The organism is Nocardiopsis halophila DSM 44494 (assembly GCF_000341245.1).
Classification (GTDB): Bacteria; Actinomycetota; Actinomycetes; order Streptosporangiales; family Streptosporangiaceae; genus Nocardiopsis_A; species Nocardiopsis_A halophila.
In genome coordinates this window covers 1-22,682 of the sequence record NZ_ANAD01000071.1, presented here as the reverse complement: position 1 = coordinate 22,682, position 22,682 = coordinate 1, and the positions used below count along the sequence as shown (strand labels likewise).

Genomic DNA, 22,682 nt, shown 5'->3' with positions numbered 1-22,682 from the left:
GCCGAGCCGGGCCTGTGCGCCCAGAATGGGGAGCATGGCCAAGCGGTGGTTGTGGGGGGACCGGCGGCGCGCCCGTGAACTGCGCCATCCCTGGGAGAACATGCTCTTGGGGCTGTGCGTGTCGGTGACGGCCCTGGCGGTGCTCGGAGCGGTGGCGCGGGCGTACGAGGGCGACGGCGGCCGGCCCCTGATGCTGCTGGCGATCCCGGCCTTCGTGTTCTTCGCGCGCGGGCAGCTCTACGCCAAGCAGCGGGTCAACGGGGTGCTGATCACCGAGACCGAGTTCCCCGAGGCGCACCGCATGGTCGCCGACGCGGCCCGCGCGTTCGGCATGGACAAGGTGCCCGACGCCTACGTCGTGCTGGGCAACGGGCAGATCAACGCCTTCGCCTCCGGGCACGGGTTCCGGAGGTACGTGGCGGTCAACAGCGACCTGTTCGAGGTCGGCGGCCGGCTCGCCGACGCCGATGCGCTGCGGTTCGTGATCGGCCACGAGGTCGGCCACATCGCGGCGGGGCACGGGTCGTTCTGGCGCCAGTTCGGTGTGTCGGTGGCCAACGTGATCCCCGGCATCGGGGCGACGCTGAACCGCGCCCAGGAGTACACGGCGGACAACCACGCCTACCGGTTCTGCCCGGAGGGCATGTACGGCCTGCGCGTCCTGGCGGCGGGCAAGTACCTGTACCCCTCGGTGGACTTCCACGCGATCGCGGACCGCGGGAACACCGACAACGGGCTTTTCGTGATGCTGGTGAACTTCCTGTCCACGCACCCGGTCAACACCTGGCGCTTCCAGGCCCTGGCGGACCGCTCCCGCCCCGGCCGGGTGTTCTGAGGCCGCCGCTCCCTCCCCTCCGCCTTTTCCGTCCCCGCCCTGTCTCCGCGCTCGGTGAAGGCAGGGCGGGGACGGTCGGTACACCCCTGTCCTCCCCGGGGCCGCTCACCGATCCGCCAGGAAGTCCTCGAAGCCGGGTCCGGAGGACCGGTTGCCGGGGACCAGGTTGTGGCCCGCGCGGAAGGCGCCGGCGATGCGGCCGGGGAGCGGCACGGGCAGCACCGGGCGGCCGCTGTAGGCGCGCGCCAGCTCGCGCATGGTGCGCACCCGCGGGCCGCCCAGGTCGGGCGCCCTGCCGGACGGCCCCTTCTCGGCCAGCTCGGCCAGGCGGACGGCCACGTCGCGCACGTCGACCGGCTGGAAGCGCACCCCGGAGAGCACGGTCGTCCACGGCAGCGCGCGCTGCGCCCGGAAGACCGTCGCCAGGAGGTCGTGGAACTGGGTGGTGCGCAGGATCGTCCACGGCAGCCCGCTGTTCTCCACGACGTGCTCGGCCGCGAGCTTGGCACGGTAGTAGGGCAGGGGGATGGCGTCGATGCCCGCGATCGAGATGTAGAGCAGGTGGGGGTCGCCTCCGGCGCGCCGGGCGGCCTCGGCCAGCACCCGCGTGGCCCGGACGTCGTCCCGGCCGAGCATGGTCGCGCAGTGCACGACGGTGTCGGCGCCGGACACCGCCGCGTCCACCCCGTCGCCGGTGCGCAGGTCGCCGACGAACCGCACCGGCCCGCCGTCGGGCCGCACCTGCTCCCCGGCCGGGTCCGCCCGCCGGCTCAGCACCCGCACCTCCCGTCCCGCTGCCTGGAGCCGCCGCACGACCGCCGTGCCGAGAGTTCCCGTCCCACCGGTGACCAGAATCGTCTTCATGCCCGCCATGACACTCCGGGACCCGCGAACGTGACAACCGCGGCCCGTGACAGACCACACTGGGATCCGCTCGGCCGTGCACCGAGGCACCGAGCAACGTCCCCATGGGCGCCTCACGACAGGACGAACCGACCGGCCGCCCCGCTACCGGGCGCGCCGTGAACGCGATGGAGACCGCGACCCGGTGGGCGTTCCCCGTCCCGGGGGGCCGTGGCGGCGGTGCTCGCCTGGACGGTCGCCCGGCAGGCGGAGGCGGTACCTCCCGACGCCGCCGTCCTGGACCTCCAGATGCCCGGTACGGACGGCATCGCCGCCGGGGACTCGCCCCTGACGGCGCGGGAGGCCGACCTGCTCTCCCTGGCCTCGGACGGCGCCCCGGTCGCCGACATCGCGCGCCGCGCCTTCCTGGCGCCGGGGACGGTGCGCGACCACCTCTCGTCGGCCATGGCGAAGCTGAACGCGGGCAACCGCCACAACGCCGCCCACATCGCCGCCCACATCGCGCGCTCCCACGGCTGGATCCGAGAGCCGCCCGGCATGACCTCCGGCATGTCCCCCCACCATGACGCCGGGGGGATGTGCGGCCGAGGGCGGCTTCCTAGCCTCGTCGGGGAGTGGCCGTCCCCCGTCCGCCGCTCCCGGCAAGAGGAGTGACCATGCGCAGATCCCGTGTCCCCGTCGCCGGAACGGCGTGCGCCCTGCTGGGCCTCGTCGGAATGCTCGCGGTGAGCCTGGGGTGGTGGGACCGTATCCCGGAGGCCGTCGTCACCCGGGAGGCCTCCGCCCGGCGCGCGGCGACCGAGGTCCCCCGGTGGGTCGTCGCCGCGGCGGTACCACTCCTGCATCTGACGGTCACGTCGCTGGTCACGACGCTGGTCACGGTGGCGGGTCCTGGGGAGAGGGCGGTCGCCCCCGCCGCGCGGACCACCGGGCTGAACGTGCTCCTCGTGCTGCTGTCGGCGGTCTTCCCGGGGGTGCACGCCGTCGTGACCGTACTGGCCGCGGGGGCGGACCCGCCGGTGGCACCGACCGCGGTGGCCCTGTGCGGCGCCGTCCTGCTCGGTGTCGGAGCGGCGATGCCGGCCATCGCCCGCCGTGCGACCCCCGCCGTCCCCGCGGGAACGACCGGAGGCCCACTACCGGAAAAGGCCGTAACGGCCTGGCACGCCTCCCACTCCCTGGGCGGGGCGGTCATGGCCGGAGCCGGACTCCTGTTGGTCCTGTCCGCTCCCCTGTACGCCTTCCTGCTCCCGGACGGTGCCCCGGCGTTCGCCATCGCGGCGACGACGGTCACGGCGGCGGTGCTGACCCCCTTCGCCGCCATGACCGCCCGCACCTTCGCATCCACCCGGCGGGGCGCGTCTCACTGAGCGCCCGTCGCGACGAGCCGGTCCGTCCGCTGGTCGCCGGAGGCGTCCGAGCGCCCGCACCCGCGCTGGTCGAACCTGTGCACGGTGGCGGTGCCCGCATCCGCGGTCAGCAGCCCGGCGACGGGCGCGAGGTAGTCCCAACATCCCCGGCCCGCCGGGGAGCAGCACGACCGGCGGGCCGCTCGACCCGTCGGTCGCGGTGCGGAGCCGCACCCCGTCGTCCATGCCGACCAGCGCCATCGCCCGCCTCCCGTGCCCTCTGGGCGCCTCGGCCTCACGGATTCGCTGCGCCTGGCCGTCGGGGGGCCTCTCCGGGCACGGAGCGGGCGATGCGGAAGCCCACGTCGTCGATGCGGAACGCCGGGTGGCTGCGGCGCCGGACCGAGGCGCGGCAGCTCCAGTGCGCGTCGGCCCAGCCGCCCCCGCGCAGGACCCGGTAGGGGCCGTAGACCTGCGGGTCGTAGAGGTCCCAGCACCACTCCCAGGCGTTGCCCAGCATGTCGTACAGCCCCCACGCGTTGGGGCGCCTGCCGCCCACCGGGCGGATCCGTCCCCCGGAGTTCTCCCGGTACCAGGCGATCGCGCCGAGCTCGCCGTAGCGCGGGCCGGTCGTCCCTGCACGGCAGGCGTGCTCCCATTCGGCCTCGGTCGGCAGCCGGTAGCCGTCCGCGCCGGGGTCCCACTCCGCCCCGCTCCCGTCCGGGCGGAGGCGGTAGGCGGGGCGCAGGCCCTCGTGCTCGGACAGCGCGGCGCAGAACCGGACCGCGTCCGTCCAGGACACGCCTTCGACGGGGAGGCGGGCGCCCTGGAAGCCGCCGGGCCGCTCTCCCGTCACCTGTGCGTAGAACTCCTGGGTGACCGGGGCGGCGGACAGCAGGAACGGCGCCACGTCGACCGGCCACCGCGTCCGCGTCCGCCGGTCCGAGAGCACCACGCGCCCTGGGGGGATCTCGGCCATGGCCGGAATGTCGATGTGCACACGCCGACCGTATCGGCCGCCGTCCCGGTGCAGGGCGGCGGGCGGTCCGCCCGCCGCCCCGGCGGCGTCGGGTCAGGGGTTGGGGGCCCTGGACGGGCCCTCCTGGCCGGGGAAACGGCGCGGGGTCTCGTTGTCGGGGGCGGTGGCAGGGGCGTCGGACATGGCGGCCCTCGGCTTTCGCTTCGGTTCCCGGGCACGGGGCTGCAGGGCGGCGGTCGCTCGGGGACAGGGTCGGGAGGCCGGACCCGCTCGGCGGCGGTGCCGTCCGCACGGCGCCTCCATGTCCCTATGACGCACCGCGCCCCGTGTCCGTGGTGGCCGTGACCGGACAGCGCTCCCACGGCGGGGCCGGGACCCGCGCCGCTCAGCCCCCGTTCGTCCCGGCCTCCTCGCGGAACCTGCGCGCCAGGTTGGGCGGCAGCGGCTCGTGGCGCAGGTACCGGCGGCTGAACGACCCGGTCCCGTGCCCCACCGACCGCAGGTCCACCGCGTAGCGCACCGTCTCCAGCTCCGGCACCTCGGCCTTGATCAGCGTGCGCCCGCCCGCCACCGGCTCGGTGCCCACCACCCGGCCGCGCCGCGCCGCCAGGTCGCTCATCACCGCGCCCACGTAGGCGTCGTCCACCAGCACCGACAGCTCGTCCACCGGCTCCAGCATCGCGGTCTCGCCGTGCTCGGCCGCGTCCCGCAGCGCCAGCCGGCCCGCCTTCTGGAACGCCATGTCCGAGGAGTCCACCGAGTGCGACTTGCCGTCGTACAGGGTCACCCGCAGGTCGACCAGCGGGAACCCGGTCCGCCCCCCGCTCTCCATCTGCGCCCGCACCCCCTTCTCCACCGACGGGATGTACTGGCGCGGCACCACGCCGCCGACGATCTCGTCGACGAACTCCAGGCCCGCCCCGGACGGCAGCGGCTCCACCTTGATCCGGCAGATCCCGTACTCGCCGTGCCCCCCGCTCTGCTTGACGTTGCGCCCCAGCCCCTGCGCCGGGACGGTGAAGGTCTCCCGCAGCGGGATGCGCACCTCGCCGGTCTCCACCTCCACCCCGTAGCGCGACTTCAGCCGGTCCAGGGCCACGTCCAGGTGGGCCTCGCCGGTGCACCACAGCACCATCTGCCGGGTCTCGGGGTTCACCTCCACCTTCAGCGCGGCGTCCTCGGCCGACAGCCGCGCCACCGCCTGCGCCAGGCGGTCCTCGTCGGACTTGGACGCCNCTTGGCCGCCGCCCCCAGCGCCACCGGCAGCAGCGGCTCGGGGAACGCCCACGGCCGGATCGTCAGCGGGCGGTCCTTGCCCGAGAGCGTGTCCCCGGTCTCGGCGGTGGAGAGCTTGGCGACCGCGCAGATGTCGCCCGCCACGGCCTTGGCGGCGGGCAGCAGCTGCCGCCCCATCGGCACCGACAGCGCACCGATGCGCTCCTCGCCGTCCCGGTCCGGGCGGTCGCGCCCCTGCGGGCTGCTGCCGGAGACGTGCACGGGCTCGTCCGGGTGCAGCGTGCCGGAGAACACCCGCACCAGGCTGATGTGGCCGACGTAGGGGTCGCTGACGGTCTGCACCACCTGTGCCAGCAGCGGCCCGTCCGGGTCGCACTCCAGCCCCTGGACCGGCCGCCCCCCGGTGTCCACGGCCTCCGGGACCGGCCGCTCGGCCGGGGACGGCGTGGACGCGGGAAGCTCCCGCAGCAGCTCGGCCACGCCCGGTCCGCTCACCGGGCAGACCGGCACCACCGGGTGCAGGCCGCCCCGGGCCACCGCGGTCTCCAGGGAGGCGACCAGGCGGTCCGGGTCCAGCTCGCCGCCCTCCATGTAGGCCTCCATGAGGACCTCGTCCTCGCTCTCCTGGATGACCTCCTCGATGAGCCCGTTGCGCAGCTCCTCCACCTCGGCGGCGACGTGCCCGGGGACCGGCCCGCCGGCCGCGCCCGGCTCCGGCGCCCCGGGGCGGTGGTCGAAGAAGGTCCGGGAGAGCAGCCCCACCAGCCCGTCCAGCCGCCGGTCCTCGCCGTCGCCGGAGTAGACCGGCAGGTAGGCGGGCATCACCCCGCCGCCCAGCTCCCGGCGGCACTGCTCGACGGTGGCCGCGACGTCGGCGCGCGGGTGGTCGATCCGGGTCAGGGCGACGGCGCGCGGCATGCCCGCCGCGGCGCACTCCTCCCACAGCAGCCGGGTCCGCGGGTCCACCCCGTCCAGGGCCGAGAGCGTGAACAGCGCGGCGTCGGCCGCGCGCAGGCCGGCCCGCAGCTCGCCCAGGAAGTCGGCGTAGCCGGGGGTGTCCACCAGGGTGATCTTCAGGCCGCCGGCCGACAGCGGGGCCGTGCTCAGCCCCACCGACCGCTTCTGCCGGACCGCCGCCTCGTCGTGGTCGCCGACGGTGGTCCCGTCCTCCACCCGGCCCCGGCGCCCGGTGGCGCCGGAGGCGTGCAGCAGGGCCTCCATCAGCGTCGTCTTCCCCGCCCCGCTCGGGCCGACCAGCACGACGTTGCGGATGTCCGCGGGCCGGTCGGCCCCGGGTGCCCTGCCGGTGGTCGCCGGTCCGGATTTGTCCGCCATGCTTCCCAACCTTCTCTCGTCCGCAGGATGTGATCCAGGACACTTCCCACGGTCGCCCGCGGCGCCCCATATCACAAGGGGGTGTCGGCGGGTCGAACCGGGGGTGTCGGCCGGGGGCGTTCAGAGGCGGGCGGAAAGATCCGGAATGTGCGTCCCCGGTGCGCGCATCTCCTAGGCTGTGGCCGTGCCGTGGTCCGAGAGCATTCCCGAATTCAGTGCGGCCGGGACCGTCCTGGCCGCCGTCCTGCTGCTGTACGCGGCGGTCGGCGAGCCCGTCCTGGGCCGCTTCGCCTACCGCAGGGTCGCCTCCACGCGGGAGCGGGACCCGCGCGCCCTCATCCGGTTCTACGGCCTGACCCTGGGGATCCAGTGGGCCTGGGCGGCCGTCGCCGCCGCCGCCGTGCTGCTGTCCCCCGGCGTCTCCTGGGGCGACCTGGGGCTGCGCGCCCCCTCGGCCTGGGGCCCGCTGGTGGCCGCCGGGATGGGGTTCGCACTGGCGCTGGCGGTGATCTGGGTGCTCTCCCGTGCCTCCCGCGGCGGCCGCCCCGGCCCGTCGCTGGCCCCCTCGGCCGAGCCGGGCGGGGACGTCATCGCCGGACTGGCGCCGCAGACCCGGAGCGAGCGGCGGGCGGCCGCCGCCCTGGCGGTGACCGCGGGGATCTGTGAGGAGCTGCTCTACCGCGGGCTGCTCACCGCCCTCGGGGTGGCGTTCGGCCTTCCGGTGGGGGCGGCCGCGGTGCTCTCCTGTGCGCTGTTCGCGCTGGCCCACCTCTACCAGGGGTGGTGGGGCCTGGTCGGCCCGGGCGTCCTGGGCGCCCTGCTGATGGTGCTCTACCTGGGCACCGGCAGCCTGATCGTCCCGATCCTGCTGCACATCGCGGTGGAGGCCCGGTCGCTGCTGTTCACCGGCCGGGGACGGCGCCACGCCGGCCGCGCGGGCCGCCGGGGCCACCGCAGCGGCCGCCGCTCCCGCGGCGCCCCGGCCGGATCCGCGCCCGCCGATGAGGCGCCCGCCGGGGAGGACGGGCCCGAGGACCCCGGGGACGGAGAGGTGCACGCGCCGACCCCCGCGCACGGCGTCCCCTACGGCGCCCCCGGGGCCGCCGGTGCCCCTGTGCCTCCGGTACCCCCTGTGCCTCCGGTGCCCCCTGGTGCTCCCGGGCCGCCCCCGCCCGGTCCCGGACACGCACCGGCCCCCGGCCCGCCGCCGGAGAGCGCGGCCCCCTGGCCGCCCCACCCCTCCGAGGAGGGCGGGTGGCCGCCCCGGTACTGAGCCGGCCGGCGCGGTGGTGGTGCACGCCCTCCCTCCGGGACACAGGGGTCCACTCCCGCCGATTCCCGAACCGGTCGGGCACGATGGTGGGGTGACCGACGCACCTTCGCGAACCGCCTTCCCGAACCTCCCCGAGCGCCGGATGCTGACCGCCTCCGACGGGGTCCCCATCGACTCGGTGCTGCTGCGCGGCACCCCCGGCCGGACCAGTGCGGTCGTGGTCGCCAACGGCTTCACCGGGTCCTGGCGCAGCCCCGACACCCGGATGATCGCCCAGCGCCTGCTGGCCGCCGGGGACGTGCTGCTGTTCGACTTCCGCGGGCACTACGGCTCCGGCGGCGTGTCCACCGTGGGCAACGAGGAGGTCCACGACCTGGAGGCCGCCGTGGCCCACCTGCGCGGCCTGGGGTACACCGACATCGCCACCGTCGGCTTCTCGATGGGCGCCGCCGTGGTGGTCCGGCACGCCGGCCTGCACGGCGGGGTGGGCGCCGCGGTCTCGGTCAGCGGCCCGAGCCGCTGGTACTACCGGGGCACCCCGCGGATGCGGCTGCTGCACTTCGGGGTCGAGCGCGCCGCGGGGCGGCTGTTCCTGCGGGCCGCGCGCAGCGTCCGGGTGACCGACCGGCACTGGGACCCGGTCCCGCCCGACCCCACCGAGATGGCCGCGCACCTCGCCCCGACCCCGCTGCTGGTGGTGCACGGGGACGCCGACTCCTACTTCCCGCTGGAGCACGCCCGGCGCCTGCACGAGGCCGTCCGCGGCCCCGGCGACCTGTGGATCGAGGCCGGCATGGGCCACGCCGAACGGGCGGTGACGCCCGAGCGCGCCGCCCGCATCGCCGCGTGGATCGCGGACAACCGGATCACGCCGCCCGCCTGCGGGACGTGATGGATACCATCGTCGGATGAATTCCCCCGCCATGGAGAGCGCGTCCGACCCTGTGCCCGCGCCCGAGCCCGAGCCCGCGCCCGGTCCCGCGGACCCGCGGCGGCCGGGGCTGCGCGGGCGGCCCTTCCGGCTGCTCGTGGCCGCGACGGTCGCCAGCTTCACCGGCTATGTCCTGATGCTCCCCCTGGTCCCGCTCTGGGCGGTCCGCCACGGCGCGTCCGAGGCCGGGGCCGGCGCCGCCACCGCCGTGTTCATGGCGGCCACCGTCCTCACCCAGCTGGGCATGCCCTGGCTGCTGGGCCGGGCCGGGGGCTACCGGTGGACCTTCCCGGCCGGCGCGCTGCTGATGGCCCTGCCCACGCCGCTGCTGCTGGTCTGGGGCGAGCTGGGCCCGGTCCTGGCGGTCAGCGCGGTGCGCGGCGCCGGGTTCGGCCTGTTCAGCGTGGCCGGGGCGGCGCTGGCGGCGCGGCTGGTGGAACCGCGCGAGATCGGCCGTGCCGCGGGCTACTACGGGCTGGCGGTGGGCGTGCCCAACGTGGTCTTCCTGTCCACCGGCGTCGGGGTCGCCCTCCAGGTGGGGTTCGCCCCCGCCTTCTGGACGGCGACGCTGCTGCCGCTGGTGGGCGCCGCCGCCTCGGTCTTCATCGGCCCCGGCCGCGCCCCCGGCGACGCGGCCGGCCGCGCCCCGGCCCCCTCCCGGCGGGAGCAGGCCGCGGCGATGGCGGTCCCGCTGGCGCTGATGCTGGCCGCGGCCGCGGCCGCGGCGGGCTTCCTCACCTTCCTGTCCCTCCCCCTGGAGCACCTGCCCTGGGTGGCCGCGGCGGCGCTGCTCGGCTACGGGGCCGGGTCGGTCGCGCTGCGCTGGGCCGCCGGGGTGGCGAGCGACCGCACGGGCCGCCCGGCGCTGCTGCTGCCGGGCGTGGCCGCCTGCGCGGCGGGGGCCGCCCTGACCGCCTGGGCGCTGTGGGCCCCCGCGCCCGCGGGGGCGGCCGCCTGCCTGGCGGTGGCGGGGGCCACGCTGTTCGGCGCCGGGTTCGGGGCGGTGCAGAACGACACCATCACCGCCATGTTCCGGCGCGGCGGCCCGGGCTCCTACGGCACCGCCAGCGCGGTGTGGAACATCGGCTTCGACGGCGGGACCGGCCTCGGGGCCGTCGCGCTGGGCGCGGCGATCGGCGCCGCCGGCTACGGCCCGGCGTTCCTGGGCGCGGCCGCGGTGGTGCTGGCCTCCGCGCCCGCGGCCGCCGCGGCCGCCCGCCCCCGCCCCCGGGGCGCATGACGCCGGGCCCTCCCCGCGCCGCGCGCGGGGAGGGCCCAGGGCCGCCACGTCCGTCAGAAGGACGAGATGTGCACGTGGTCGTAGTGGTTCTGGGTCACGCTGCCGCGGTCCTCCATCGGCTTCCAGCCGGCGCCCGGGTTGCGGGAGTCCCAGATCTTCTGCTCCCAGATGACGTACTTCACGCCCAGCCGGTCGGCGTTGTTCTGGGCGTAGTTCGCCACGCTCTGGCCGATCTGCGCGTTCTGCGAGCTGGGCATCGCCCCGCCGGCGCTCATCATGAAGTCGCAGGCCTGCCCGGTGCCGTGGTCGTCGGCGCTGGAGCGCACGCAGCCCACCTCGTAGGGCAGGGAGAAGTTGGCGATGACCTCGTCGCGGATCGCCGCCATGCGCGGGGTGGCGCCGTCGAAGCCCCAGCCCTTGAGGCGGTCGGGGACCGGCCCGCCGCCGGTGCCGCCCCCGTCCCCGTCGCCGGAGCCGTCCTCGGGCGGCTCGGGGACCTGCTCGGCCTCGTAGCGCTCGATGCGCTCCTTGATCTCGTCCTGCCGGTCCTTGAGCTCGTCGACGATCTCCTCGGCCTCGTCGAGCTTGGCGTCCGCCTTGTCCGAGGCCTCTTCGAGCTCGGCCTTGGACTCCGACAGCGCCAGGAGCCGCTCGCCGTTGTTGTAGGAGACCTGTCCCGCCATCGCGGCGCTGTCCAGGGTCAGGTCCGGGTCACTGCTCATCACGACCTCCATGGCGGGGTCGATGCCGCTGCCCTTGTACTGGGCGGCGGCGAGCTCGGTGACGTTCGAGCGGGCCTCGTCGTACCGGTCCTCGACCTCGGCCAGCCGCTTCTGGGCCTTCTCGGCGGCGGTCTGGGCCTCCTCGTAGACGACGAGCTCGCCGTCGAGCTCCTCCGCCAGGCCGTCGGCCTCGGAGTTGAGCTCCTCCAGGCTGGGCTCGTCGTCGTCGGCGTAGGCCGAGGGGGCCGCCATCAGCAGGGAGGCGGCTGCGGCGGCGCCGATGACGGTGGCGCCCGCGCGCACACGGGTCGGGAGTCTGTGGGTTCGCGTCACGTGAAGGATCTCCGTCGGGGAGGGGCTGCGTTCGGCCCGCCCGGGAGGGTGCTCAGCGGGAGGGGCGGCTGAGACCCGGGGGCCGCGCGATGCTGCGCCACACCATACGTGATCCTGCCGTTATCCGCCTAGCGAGTCGCCACGTTTCCCGTCCGACCCGCACGAATCCGGCGGAACGGACGTCAGGCGCCCCGGTCAGCCCGTGCCGCCGAAAGCGCCGGGAAGCCGCGCGGTTCCGGGCGCCGGCAGGGGCGACGGGGAGGCGGGGGCGTCCGCCGAGAGGAACCAGTCGGAGCGACGCACCTCACGCAGCGCCCGGCGCCGCGTCTCGGCCTCCAGCCGGTCCAGGTACACCGTGCCGTCCAGGTGGTCGGTCTCGTGCTGCAGGGCGCGCGCCATCAGGCCCGACCCGCTCACCGTCACCGGCTCGTTGCGCAGGTCCACGCCGCGGACGGTGGCGTGCATCGCGCGCCGTGTCGGGAACCACAGCCCCGGCACCGACAGGCAGCCCTCCTCGTCGTCCTGGACCTCCTCGGACAGCTCCGCGATCTCCGGGTTGATCACATAGCCGACCGCCCCGTCCACCCGGTAGCTGAACACCCGCAGCCCCACGCCGATCTGCGGCGCGGCCACCCCGGCGTGGCCGGGCTCGTCCACCGTGTCCAGCAGGTCGTCGACCAGGGCCCGGGTGTGCCGGTCGAACCGGGTGACGGGGGTGGTCGGGGAGACGAGGACGGGGTCGCCGAAGCGGACGATGGGGCGCTTGCTCATGCCCTCCAGCCTATTGCCACGGCCGTGCGGGCGCTCCGGGAACGGCGCCGGGCGGCGGGCCTCAGGCGGTCGTGGGCTCCAGGGCGTCGTCGATGACCATCTCGATGTAGTCCAGGGCGGCGCGGCGCCGCTCCAGGGCGTTCTCGAACAGCGAGGGCTGCTCGCTGCCGCGCCGCACCCGCAGGCACTCGTTGACGATGCGGTGCCAGTGCCCGGGGAAGGCGTGCAGCGCGTAGGACCCCGCGCCCGACTTGGACGTGATCTCACTGGTGCGCAGGGTGAAGTGCAGGCGCGAGACGCTCAGCACGCTCCACGAGGGGGCGAGCGAGCCCAGCGCGGCCAGCCCGCGCGGGGTCAGCAGGCGGCCGGCCTTGGCCCGCCAGCGGCGCCACTGCTCCTCCAGGTTGCCCAGGGACCAGGCGCGCAGGCTCTCCCGCTGGTCGCTGACGGCCAGCTCCACCGGTACCGGTCCGCGCACCGCCACCCCCCGCTCGGCGAGCACGTGCCAGGTGGCCGGGTTGACCTCGGCCCGGGTGGAGTCGCGGAACCGGCCGCCGACCACCGCGGCCACCGGGCCGCAGGCCGCCGGGTCGCGGGTCAGGTCGTCCCAGGTGACGTGGATGCCGTTGAACTGGGGGCGGTGCACGCGGGCCCGGGTGGCGCCGTGCGCGCGGCGCAGCGCCGCGCGCTCCTGCGGGGTGGGGGCGTCGTCGGTGACCAGCACGAAGTCCACGTCACTGGTGTGCGGCCGGAAGTCCCCCAGCGCCACCGACCCGGTCAGGTACAGGCCCTGCACCAGACCGGGCGCCTCGGCGTCCGCGTTCCGCAGGAACTCGTCGGCCAGCGCCTGCACACGCGGGTGGATCACCATCGGGAGTACTCCAGAGTCTGCTCGGGGCGGGGGGAGGCGCGCCGCCCGGGCGGGCCCGGGCGCTCGGCTCCGAGCGCCGCGCGTCCCTCCTCGTCACGGCACCAAGTCTGGGCGGCGTGCGTACCGATGGCAAGTGATCACGCCGCATCAGCGTCCTGTCTCCCCACGTCAGGAGGTGCGCGGGCGACCTGCGAAAGTGGTGCGCTCCCCCTTGACGCAAAGTGTGGTACGTGCTAGAGGCGGCCTGCGCGGGATTGCAGATCGGCAACACGCGTCCGATCTGCGGTTCCGGTGCCGTGCACGCCCTTGTGCACGTTCGTTTCCCGTTTCGGCATGCGGATAGTCGCGGAAGAATTTTGTAAAGGTTTGTCGTTCGCGTTCCCATGGGTATTCAGGGTTTCCCCGGTGAACTCGCGGAGCCGTGTGCGGTGTGGCGCCGGCTCTTCTCTGGAGAGCTTGTCGGATCGGTGTTCCGGAGTAGCCTTCGTGGTTCCGGAGCGCGCGTCGCCGACGCTTCTGAAGCGTCCTGGAGAGAGTAGAGAGGAAGGCGTGAATTCCAAATCGAGAAAATCCGCAGAACGCCCTATCATCGCCACTGAGCCCACTCGTGACCTGGCCCCCCGCCATGCGCCGCCGTGATCTGCGGCGGCCGGGGCTCCCCCTTCACCGCGCCCCGGCGCGCCCGGTGAGTTTTCCGGTGCGTAACACCAGGTCATGGGAGTGAAACCGTCGGACCCTAGTATTCAACGACGGCCGGCGGCACGGCGATCGAAGAGGAGGCGGTAATGGTCCCCACCATGGTCCTCGTGGCCGACGACGCGAAAGACGCCCACCGCGCGGAATCCCTGCACGAGTTGGCCGGAGCGGTCGCCGGGCGGGGCGAGGCGCCGGTGGTCCCGGCGTTCGGCGCCCGAGAGGAGGTGCAGCGCGAACTCGACGCCGTCGACGGGCCCAAGGTCGTGGTGCCCGCCTATGTCGCCGGGGGCTGCGTGGACAGTGCCGAGCTGTACGCCGCCCTGGACCTGGGCGCCGGCCCGGACGCCGGGGGCGGGGTGTGCGCCACCGCGCCGCTGGGTGCGGTGCCCTCCGTCGTCGGGGAGCTGGCGGGGCGGCTGGCCGACCGGGGCTGGACCCCGGGCGACGGCGTGGTGCTGGCCGCCGACGGCGGCGAGAGCCGGGAGGAGCGCCAGTCTGTGGCCGAGGTGGCGCGGATGCTCAGCCGCCGCCTGCGCGCCCCCGTCCAGGTGGGCTACGTGAGGGCGTGGGCGCCGACCGTGGCCGACGCTGTGGAGCGGCTGCGCGGGGCCGGTCGCGGCCGGGTGGCGGTGGCCTCCTGGCGGCTGGTGGCCGACGCCGGCTCCGAGCGGCTGAACGAGCTGGACGCACTGGTCACCCCGCCGCTGTGGCCCTGCGCCAACGTGGTCGACACCCTGCTGGCCAAGCACCGGGCCGCCACCGCGCGGCTGGCGGCCTGAAGGCGGCCCGAACCGCACCGGGAACGGGTGCCGCGCCGGGCGCGGCGCCCGCTCCGGTACGTTGGCCCCCATGATGGTCTCCTCGCTCCTCATCATCGTGTTCGTCGTGGTCGCGCTCCTGGTCGTCGCCGGGATCGTGGCGGCGGTGGTCATCGCCTCGCGCAGGTCCCGGCCCCAGGCGCCCGTGCAGGGTGCGCCGCCCTACCCGCCGCAGCAGCCCGGCCCGCCGCCCGGTCCGGGCGGCCACCCGCAGCAGCAGGGTCCCCCTCCGGGGTATCCGCAGCAGGGGCCCGGCCAGCCTCCGCCGCCTCCCGGGCACCCGCAGCGGTAGCGTGGAGGCGCCCTATGCGCCGGGCTTGAGGGGCACCCGCCGCAGGAGCTGGGCGTTCAGGGCCACCACGATGGTCGACAGGCTCATCAGCACCGCCCCCACCGCCGGGGGGAGCACGAACCCGACCGGGGCGAGCACGCCCGCCGCCAGCGGGACCGCCACGACGTTGTACCCGGCGGCCCAGGCCAGGTTCTGCACCATCTTGCGGTAGCCCGCCTCGGACAGGGTGCGCACCGAGAGCACCCCGCGCGGGTCGTCGGAGGCCAGCACCACCCCGGCCGACTCGATCGCCACGTCCGTCCCGGCCCCGATGGCCAGGCCCACGTCGGCGCGGGCCAGGGCCGGTGCGTCGTTCACCCCGTCGCCGACCACGGCCACGGTGCTCCCGCGGTCCTGCAGCTCCCGCACCACCGCGTCCTTGTCCTCGGGGCGCACCTCGGCCCAGACCTCGTCCACGCCCAGCCGGGAGGCGACCGCGTCGGCGACGTTGCGCGCGTCCCCGGTCACCATGGCCACCCGCACCCCGCGCCCGTGCAGGTCGCGGACGGCCTGCTCGGACTCCGGGCGGACCTCGTCGGCCAGGGCCAGCGCCCCGGCGACCTCCCCGTCGGCGATCACGTACAGCACCGTGGCGCCCTGCGCCCGCCAGTCGGCGGTGCGCTCCGCCAGCGCCGGGGGCTCCTCCAGCCCCTGCTCGGCCGGCATGGACGGCCCGCCGACCGAGACCCGGGCGCCCTCGACGCGCGCGTGCACGCCGCGCCCGGTCTCGGAGCGGAAGTCCTCGGCGCCGGGCACCGGCCCGCGTTCGGCGGCGGCCCGCACGATCGCCTTGGCCAGCGGGTGCTCGGAGTCGGCCTCGGCGGCCCCGGCCAGGGCCAGCACCCCGTCCCCGGTGCGCCCGGGCACCGCCGCGGTGTCCGCGACCGCGGGGCTGCCCTTGGTCAGGGTGCCGGTCTTGTCGAACAGCACCGTGTCCACCCGCCGCATCCGCTCCAGTGCCAGCCGGTCCTTGACCAGGATCCCGGCCCGGGCCGACTTGGCCGTGGAGATGGCGGTCACCAGCGGGATGGCCAGTCCCAGCGCGTGCGGGCAGGCGATGACCAGCACCGTCACGGTCCGGGTGACCGCGTCGGAGGGGCTGCCCAGCGCGGCCCAGACGGCGGCGGTGAGGACCCCGGCGGCCAGGGCGAACCAGAACAGCAGCGCGGCCGCGCGGTCGGCCAGGGCCTGGGCCCGCGAGCGCGACTCCTGGGCCTGGGCGACCAGGCGCCGGATCCCGGCCAGTGCGGTGTCCTCGCCGACCGCCTCCACCCGCACCCGGACGGAGGAGTCGGTGGCGACGGTGCCGGCGACCACGGTGTCGCCCGGCCCGCGGCGGACGGTGCGCGACTCGCCGGTGATCATCGACTCGTCCATGGCGGCGCCGCCCTCGGAGACCGCGCCGTCGGCCGGGACCCGCCCGCCCGGGCGCACCAGCACGGTGTCGCCGGAGCGCAGGTCGGCGATGGGCACCTCCTCGGCGGCGCCGTCGCCGCCGATCCGCTCGGCGGTGTCCGGCAGCAGCTCGGCCAGGGCCTCCAGGGCGCCCGAGGCCTGTCCCAGCGCCCGCATCTCCAGCCAGTGGCCCAGCAGCATGATGACCACCAGCAGGACCAGCTCCCACCAGAAGTCCAGCTCCCGGCCGGCGACGCCCAGCGAGGAGAGCAGGCTGGCGGCGAAGGCGACGGTGATCGCCATCGCGACCAGGGTCATCATGCCCGGCCGCGGAGGGCGCAGCTCCGCGACGGCGCCGCTGAGGAAGGGCCACCCGCCGTAGAGGAAGACCGCCGTGCCCAGGAGCGGGGGGACCCACACCAGCGCGCCGGGGACGGTGTAGCCCAGCCACCCGGCGACCATGGGGCTGGTCGCCACCACCGGCAGGGCCAGGACCAGGCTGAGCCAGAACCGGCTGCGGAAGGCCGCGGCGTGGTCATCGTGCCCGCCGTGCCCCTCGTGTCCGCCGTGGCCCTGCCGGCCGCCGCCGTGGTCCTCGTGGTCGGCCTCCATGTGATCCGCCTCCCTGCTCGGACGAGGGACCGGCGGTGCCGCCGATCCCTCCCCTTTATACCCCTAGGGGGTATGAACGCGTCAAGGGTGCGGTGCGGCGTGTCCGGACACCGGGCCCGGCACCCCGGAGGGCAGGGGTATAGACCACCGGTGCCCGTGGGTAGGTCTCCCCGCGGCGCCGGAGGCACCGGGGGCGGCCGGGAGAACCCCACGGCGCCGGCACGGGGGCGACGGCGAACCCCTGAGCACGAGGCGGACCGATCCCTAAGGTGGACCCATGAGCAACGTCACAGCGCAGTTGGTCGACGACCGGCAGCGAGAGCGCCTGCTGCGCAGGTTCGGCGGCGGCGCGTCCGCCTGGCTGGAGGAGCTTCCCGACCTGGTGGCGTCGCTCGCCCGCGCCTGGGACCTGAAGGTCGCCGGCCCCGCCCCGCACGGCCGCACCTCGGTGGTGCTGCACTGCACCCGCTCCGACGGGTCGGCGGCGATCCTCAAGGTCTCGCCCGACGCCGGCATGGGCACCTCGGAGGCGCGCGTCCTGCGGCTGTGGGAGGGCACCCGCCGGGTGCCGCGGGTGTGGGCCGTGGACGAGGCCCGCGGGGCCATCCTGCTGGAGGCCATCGGCGAGGGCCGCACGGTCGCCATGGGCAAGGAGGTCCCGTCCATGCGCGAGATCGGGGGGCTGATCGCCGACCTGCACGCGGTCCCCGTCTCCCGGCGCGAGCGCATGGAGCTCAACCCCCTGGTCAACCGCATGCAGTTCGTCTTCGACCTGTGGGAGCGCCAGCGCGCCGAGGGGCCCGCGGCCGACCTGGTGCCCGCCCCCCTGCTGCACCACGGCCACGCCTGGGCGCGCGCCCTGGCGCACGGCGCGGGCGAGGAGGACAGCGTCCCGCTCCACGGCGACCTGCACCCCGGCAACGTCCTGGACGGCGGGCCCGAGCGCGGCCTGGTCGCCGTCGACCCCCGGGCCTGCCTGGGCGACCCCGCCGCCGACGGCATCGACTGGGTCCTGTGGCGGACCCGGGGCTGCGACGAGGCCCGCACGCGGGCCGCGGCCCTGGCCGAGGCCATGGGGGTGTCCCAGGAGCGGCTGCTGGAGTGGTGCCGCGCGCTCGCGCCGGTCTACGCCGTCGCCCTGGCCGACCGGGGACGCGCCGGCGGTGCGCAGTTCGCCTTCCTCATGGAGCTGGCCGACGGGGGCGCGTGAGGCGCGCGGGGCCCTGGCCACAAGCGGACCGTCCGTTTACTTTTCCGTCGCGCGTGGGCTTTCGTTCAAGCCGAGTGAAGCCCGGCGACGCGCGGGTGCGGAAACCTCCCATGCCCGTGCACCACCTGCGGACATAAGGAGACCCATGCCGCGCACCCCCAGATGGATCGCCCTGGCCGCCACCGCCGCCACCGCGGGCGCGATGCTCGCCTCCCTGCAGGCCCCCGCCGCCGCCGAGCCGGCCGAGCGCCCGGACCCGGCGGCCGCGGGGGAGTCCCTCCTCGACGAGCCCTGGGTGATCGCCCACCGCGGCGCCTCCGCCTACCGCCCCGAGCACACCCTGTCCGCCTACCGGCTGGCCTACCGGATGGGCGCCGACGTGGTGGAGCCGGACCTGGTGCCCACCAAGGACGGCCGCCTCGTGGTGCGCCACGAGAACGAGCTCAGCGGCACCACCGACGTGGCCGACCGCCCCGAGTTCGCCGACCGGCGCACCACCAAGACCATCGACGGGCGCTCGGTCACGGGCTGGTTCTCCGAGGACTTCACGCTCAAGGAGATCAGGACGCTGCGCGCGAAGGAGCGCGTGCCCGGCATCCGCCCCGACAACACCCGCTTCGACGGCGCCTTCCGCATCCCCACCTGGGAGCAGGTCGTCCTCCAGTGGAGGATCATGACCAAGCACCCCCGCTACCGGGACGTCATGCTGATCCCCGAGCTCAAGCACGGGGCCTACTTCGACTCCATCGGCCTGGACACCGAGAGGGCCCTGGCCGATTCGCTGGAGAGGCACGGGCTCGACGGCGAGGACGCCCCGGTCATCGTGCAGTCCTTCGAGCCGGACAGCGCGCGCGAGGTGGACGGCCTGGTCGACACCCCCGTGGTGCAGCTCATCGGCTCCGGGCAGCAGGAGCTGACCACCCCCGGGGCGCTCGACGGGATCGCCGAGTACGCCGAGGCCATCGGCCCCGACCTGCGCTGGGTGCTGCCCATCGGGGACGACGGCCGGGCCGCCGAGCCCACCGCGCTGGTGGACGACGCCCACGAGCGCGGCCTGCTGGTCACCCCCTACACCCTGCGCAGCGAGAACGGCTTCCTGCCCGAGGGGTACCGCACCGGCGGCGGCCCCACCGCCTACGGCGACCACCGCACCTACTACGTGGAGGTGCTGCGCACCGGCGTGGACGGGGTGTTCTCCGACAACCCCGACCACCTGCGCCAGGCGCGCGAGGAGTACCTGGACGAGCGCGCCTGAGGCGCGCCCGCCCCGCGGCTCAGCCGCTCTTCTCGAACCGGTAGCCCATCCCCGCCTCGGTGATCAGGTGGCGGGGGTGGGCCGGGTCCGGCTCCAGCTTGCGGCGCAGCTGCGCCATGTAGACCCGCAGGTAGTTGGTCTCGCTCTGGTAGGCCGGGCCCCACACCTCCTGCAGCAGCCGGCGCTGGCTCACCAGCCGTCCGGCGTTGCGGGCCAGGATCTCCAGGATGTGCCACTCGGTGGGGGTGAGCCGCACCTCCCGGCCGTCCCGGCTCACCCGCTTGGCCCCCAGGTCCACGGTGAAGGCGTCGGCGGCCACCACCGGGGCCTCCTCCACCGGGGCCGAGCGCCGCTGGGCGGCGCGGATCCGGGCCAGCAGCTCGTCCATGCCGAAGGGCTTGGTCACGTAGTCGTCGGCCCCCTGGTCCAGCGAGCGCACCTTCTCGCTGGCCGAGTGGCGCGCCGAGAGCACGATGATGGGCACCTGGGTCCAGCCGCGCAGCCCCTCGATCACCTCGCCGCCCTCCATGTCGGGCAGGCCCAGGTCGAGCAGGACCACGTCCGGGGGGTTCTTCGCCGCCGCGTGCAGGGCCGAGGCCCCGTCGAAGGCGGTGTCCACGTCGTAGCCCCGGGCGCGCAGGTTGATCCGCATGGCCCGGATGATCTGGGCGTCGTCGTCGACGACGAGAATCCGCATCAGGCGTCCTCGGTTTCCGGTTCGGGCCCCGCGCCCGGCCGGGCCGCGGAGCGCAGGGTGAAGACCATGGTCAGCCCGCCGCCGGGGGTGTCCTCGGCGGCCAGCCCGCCGTCCATGGCCTCGGCGAACCCGCGGGCCACGGCCAGGCCCAGGCCGATTCCGGTCCCGCGGGGGGCGTCCCCCAGGCGCTGGAAGGCCTCGAAGATGCGCTCCTTGTACTCGTCGTCCACGCCCGGACCGTGGTCCACGATCCGCAGCTCCACCGCCCCCTCGTGGGCGCTGGCGGCCACCCGCACCGGCGGTCCGCCGGCGGGGGAGTGGCGCACCGCGTTCTGCAGCACGTTGGCCACCGCCCGCTCCAGCAGCCCGGCGTCGACCCGCACCCGCGGCAGCGCGTCGGGCACGTCCACCTCCACCTCCGCCGGGGGGACGCCGATGAGCGCGGCCGGGACCACCTCCTCCAGCCCCACCTCGCGGATCTTGGGGGTGACCGACTCGGTCTGCAGCCGGCTCATGTCCAGCAGGTTGCCGACCAGGCCGTTGAGCCGGTCGGTGGACTCCTCGATGTTCTCCAGCAGTTCGCCGCGGTCCGCCTCGTCCAGGTGGATCTCGGGCGAGCGCAGGCTGGAGACGCTGGCCTTGATGGAGGTCAGCGGGGTGCGCAGGTCGTGGGAGACCGCGGCCAGCAGCGCGGTGCGGATCTTGTTCCCGGCGGCCTGGCGCCGCGCCAGCGCGGCGTCCCGGGCCAGCCGCTGGCGCTCCAGGGCNNCGCGGCCCCCGGGCCCAGCCGCTGGCGCTCCAGGGCGATGCCGATGTGGCTGGCGAACGCGCTGAGGATCTGCCGGTCGGAGGCGGGCAGCACGCGGCCGCGCAGGGCCAGCGCCAGGGAGTCGCTGACCGAGACCAGGGCGTCGGCCTCGTCCGGGGTGGCGCAGGGGGCGTCGCCGTGGCTCTCCACCAGCGACCAGGACCCGTCGTCCTGCTGTTCCAGCAGCGCCACCGAGCGCTGCGTGAACGTCTCGCGGATCCGGATCAGCAGCGCGCGCAGCGGATTCTCCGAGGCCAGCACGCTCCCCGCCAGCAGGGAGATGGTGGAGGCCTCCGAGCGCGCGCGGGCGGCCGCGAGCGAGTGGCGCTTGGACAGGTCGACCACGAACGCCACGAGCACCCCCACGAAGACGAACACCGCCAGCGCGATGGTGTTGTCGGCGTCGGCGATGGTCGCCCGGTAGAGCGGCGGGGTGAACAGCAGGTTCAGCAGGACGCTGCCCCACACCGCGGAGACGATCGACGGCCACAGGCCGCCGACCATGGCCACCCCGACGGTGGCAGTGAGGAACACCAGCAGGTCGGTGGTGAGCCCCAGGGCGTTGAAGGGCGGCAGGTGCAGGAGCCCTGCCAGCAGCGGCGGCAGCAGCGCCGCCATCGCCCAGCCCCAGGCGGCGCGGGCGCGGCCGATCGCCCCGCGCAGGGGCGGGGGCAGCCCCCGGCCGCTGCCCACCTCCTCGTGGGTGACGATGTGCACGTCGATGTCGCCGGACTCGCGGGCCACGGTGGCGCCCACGCCGGGACCGAACACGTACTGCCAGGAGCGGCGGCGGGAGGAGCCCAGCACGATCTGGGTGGCGTTCACCCCGCGGGCGAACTCCAGCAGCGCGGTGGGCACGTCGTCGCCGATCACCTGGTGGTAGGTGCCGCCGAGCTCGGCCAGCAGCCGCTTCTGGCGGACCAGCGGCTCGGTGGCCACCCGCGCCAGGCCGTCCCCAGCCGCCACGTGCACCGCCATCAGGTGGCTGGGCTGGGGGTGGCCGCCGCGCAGCCGGGCCGAGATGCGCGCCGCCCGGCGGATGAGGGTCTCGCCCTCGGGGCCGCCGGTCAGGGCGACCACGATCCGCTCGCGGGCCTCCCAGGTGTGCCGGATCTTGTGCTCGCCCCGGTAGCGGGCCAGGCCCTCGTCGACCCGGTCGGCCACCCACAGCAGGGCCAGCTCGCGCAGGGCGGTCAGGTTGCCCTCGCGGAAGTAGTTGGACAGCGCGGCGTCGACCTTCTCCGCCGGGTAGATGTTCCCGTGCGACATGCGGCGCCGCAGCGCGAAGGGCGACATGTCGCACAGCTCGATCTGGTCGGCGCGGCGCACGATCTCGTCGGGGATGGTCTCGCCCTGCCGGGTGCCGGTGATCTGCTTGATGACGTCGTTCAGCGACTCCAGGTGCTGGATGTTCACCGTGGAGACGACGTCGACGCCGGCGTTGAGCAGCTCCTCGACGTCCTGCCAGCGCTTGGCGTTGCGGCTGCCCGGGACGTTGGTGTGCGCGAGCTCGTCGACCAGGGCCACCTTCGGGGCGCGGCGCAGCGCGGCGTCGACGTCGAACTCCTCGAACTCCGTCCCGCGGTGCGCGATCCGGCGGCGCGGCAGCACCTCCAGACCCTCGGTGAGTTCGGCGGTGCGCCCGCGGCCGTGCGTCTCGACGAAGCCGATGACCACGTCCGTGCCGCGGGCGGCGCGCCTGCGGGTCTCGCTCAGCGCGGCATAGGTCTTGCCCACCCCGGGCGCCGCCCCGAGGTAGATGCGCAGCCGTCCTCGTGTCACACCATCCATTGTGGGTGATTTCGCCTGGTCTTCCACTGCTCTTCCGTGATCGGCCCGTCCGGCGGGCGGGTGGCCCCTCGGTGGGCGGGAACCCGCCCGAAACGCCATTGAAGGGGGTGACGGGGAGGAAGCGGAGATTCTTAACGCACCCCTGACGGGCGGTGTGCCGGTCGTCACGTGCCGGGGGCGACCCCGCCGGTGTGTACGGTGGATCGCGCCCGCCCAGCCGGGCGTTTCCTCCCCCCCTCCCCCGAGAACCCCCTGAGGAGTCCCCACGATGGCCGCCGGTCCCCCCTACCCCCCGTCCGGTCCCCAGGACCCTGGTCAGCACGGCTCCGG

The 22,682-nt window shown here is 75.3% G+C and carries 17 protein-coding genes and 2 pseudogenes; 10 read left to right on the top strand and 9 right to left on the bottom strand.

The window, feature by feature from the left end:
• Nucleotides 1-34 precede the first annotated feature (34 nt).
• Nucleotides 35-835, top strand: a complete 801-nt coding sequence (locus tag D450_RS0109275; protein WP_017538389.1) for a M48 family metallopeptidase — start codon at nt 35-37, stop codon at nt 833-835.
• A 105-nt stretch (nt 836-940) separates the two neighbouring features.
• On the opposite strand, the gene D450_RS0109270 is transcribed toward D450_RS0109275, so the two are convergent.
• Nucleotides 941-1,708, bottom strand: a complete 768-nt coding sequence (locus D450_RS0109270; RefSeq protein ID WP_017538388.1) for an SDR family oxidoreductase — start codon at nt 1,706-1,708, stop codon at nt 941-943.
• A 201-nt stretch (nt 1,709-1,909) separates the two neighbouring features.
• On the opposite strand from D450_RS0109270, the gene D450_RS35600 reads away from it, so the two are divergent.
• Nucleotides 1,910-2,353 (top strand): response regulator transcription factor, encoded by a 444-nt coding sequence (locus D450_RS35600; RefSeq protein WP_017538387.1) that lies wholly within the window; start codon nt 1,910-1,912, stop codon nt 2,351-2,353.
• Nucleotides 2,354-2,355: 2 nt separating this feature from the next.
• A complete protein-coding gene (locus D450_RS0109260; protein ID WP_017538386.1) occupies nt 2,356-3,069 on the top strand; it encodes a hypothetical protein in 714 nt (237 codons plus the stop codon).
• Between the two features lie 274 nt (nt 3,070-3,343).
• On the opposite strand, the gene D450_RS0109255 is transcribed toward D450_RS0109260, so the two are convergent.
• Both D450_RS0109255 and D450_RS29795 read right to left on the bottom strand, forming a co-directional pair.
• The gene (locus D450_RS0109255; protein ID WP_039820288.1) at nt 3,344-4,027 is read right to left on the bottom strand and encodes a formylglycine-generating enzyme family protein; all 684 of its coding nucleotides are present in this window, start codon (nt 4,025-4,027) and stop codon (nt 3,344-3,346) included.
• A 385-nt stretch (nt 4,028-4,412) separates the two neighbouring features.
• Nucleotides 4,413-6,598, bottom strand: a pseudogene (locus tag D450_RS29795) (elongation factor G-like protein EF-G2).
• Between the two features lie 184 nt (nt 6,599-6,782).
• On the opposite strand from D450_RS29795, the gene D450_RS35170 reads away from it, so the two are divergent.
• The 3 genes from D450_RS35170 to D450_RS0109235 all read left to right on the top strand — a co-directional run bounded on the left by D450_RS35170 (nt 6,783) and on the right by D450_RS0109235 (nt 10,042).
• Nucleotides 6,783-7,871, top strand: a complete 1,089-nt coding sequence (locus tag D450_RS35170; protein WP_275041888.1) for a CPBP family intramembrane glutamic endopeptidase — start codon at nt 6,783-6,785, stop codon at nt 7,869-7,871.
• A 91-nt stretch (nt 7,872-7,962) separates the two neighbouring features.
• Complete coding sequence (locus D450_RS0109240) at nt 7,963-8,763, top strand: alpha/beta hydrolase (RefSeq protein WP_017538383.1); 801 nt, start codon at nt 7,963-7,965, stop codon at nt 8,761-8,763.
• A gap of 16 nt (nt 8,764-8,779) precedes the next feature.
• Nucleotides 8,780-10,042 carry an MFS transporter gene (locus tag D450_RS0109235; RefSeq protein WP_026128459.1) on the top strand — a complete coding sequence of 421 codons (1,263 nt, stop codon included), beginning with the start codon at nt 8,780-8,782 and terminating at the stop codon, nt 10,040-10,042.
• A 53-nt stretch (nt 10,043-10,095) separates the two neighbouring features.
• Here the strand turns inward: D450_RS0109235 and D450_RS0109230 are convergent, their stop codons facing one another.
• From D450_RS0109230 to D450_RS0109220, 3 genes are all read right to left on the bottom strand, one after another.
• Nucleotides 10,096-11,067, bottom strand: coding sequence for a coiled-coil domain-containing protein (locus D450_RS0109230; protein WP_017538381.1), 972 nt, complete (start codon nt 11,065-11,067; stop codon nt 10,096-10,098).
• 225 nt (nt 11,068-11,292) lie between these two features.
• Nucleotides 11,293-11,868, bottom strand: coding sequence for a peptide deformylase (gene def, locus D450_RS0109225; RefSeq protein WP_017538380.1), 576 nt, complete (start codon nt 11,866-11,868; stop codon nt 11,293-11,295).
• A 61-nt stretch (nt 11,869-11,929) separates the two neighbouring features.
• Nucleotides 11,930-12,739: a nucleotidyltransferase domain-containing protein gene (locus D450_RS0109220; RefSeq protein ID WP_017538379.1), complete on the bottom strand. Its 810-nt coding sequence runs from the start codon at nt 12,737-12,739 to the stop codon at nt 11,930-11,932.
• 785 nt (nt 12,740-13,524) lie between these two features.
• Between D450_RS0109220 and D450_RS0109215 the strand changes: the two genes are divergently transcribed.
• Both D450_RS0109215 and D450_RS0109210 read left to right on the top strand, forming a co-directional pair.
• Complete coding sequence (locus D450_RS0109215) at nt 13,525-14,214, top strand: sirohydrochlorin chelatase (protein WP_017538378.1); 690 nt, start codon at nt 13,525-13,527, stop codon at nt 14,212-14,214.
• A 70-nt stretch (nt 14,215-14,284) separates the two neighbouring features.
• On the top strand, nt 14,285-14,545 hold the full coding sequence (locus D450_RS0109210; protein WP_017538377.1) for a hypothetical protein: 261 nt from the start codon (nt 14,285-14,287) through the stop codon (nt 14,543-14,545).
• A gap of 12 nt (nt 14,546-14,557) precedes the next feature.
• On the opposite strand, the gene D450_RS0109205 is transcribed toward D450_RS0109210, so the two are convergent.
• Nucleotides 14,558-16,591, bottom strand: coding sequence for a heavy metal translocating P-type ATPase (locus D450_RS0109205; RefSeq protein ID WP_017538376.1), 2,034 nt, complete (start codon nt 16,589-16,591; stop codon nt 14,558-14,560).
• A 277-nt stretch (nt 16,592-16,868) separates the two neighbouring features.
• Here D450_RS0109205 and D450_RS0109200 point away from each other — a divergent pair, with 277 nt between their 5' ends.
• Nucleotides 16,869-17,801: an aminoglycoside phosphotransferase family protein gene (locus tag D450_RS0109200; RefSeq protein WP_017538375.1), complete on the top strand. Its 933-nt coding sequence runs from the start codon at nt 16,869-16,871 to the stop codon at nt 17,799-17,801.
• Between the two features lie 145 nt (nt 17,802-17,946).
• On the top strand, nt 17,947-19,056 hold the full coding sequence (locus D450_RS0109195) for a glycerophosphodiester phosphodiesterase family protein (RefSeq protein WP_017538374.1): 1,110 nt from the start codon (nt 17,947-17,949) through the stop codon (nt 19,054-19,056).
• Between the two features lie 19 nt (nt 19,057-19,075).
• Here the strand turns inward: D450_RS0109195 and D450_RS0109190 are convergent, their stop codons facing one another.
• Nucleotides 19,076-19,753, bottom strand: coding sequence for a response regulator (locus D450_RS0109190; RefSeq protein ID WP_017538373.1), 678 nt, complete (start codon nt 19,751-19,753; stop codon nt 19,076-19,078).
• A pseudogene (locus D450_RS29790) lies at nt 19,753-22,352 on the bottom strand (ATP-binding protein). The gene D450_RS0109190 and the pseudogene D450_RS29790 overlap by 1 nt, the downstream one beginning before the upstream one ends.
• Nucleotides 22,353-22,682 lie beyond the last annotated feature (330 nt).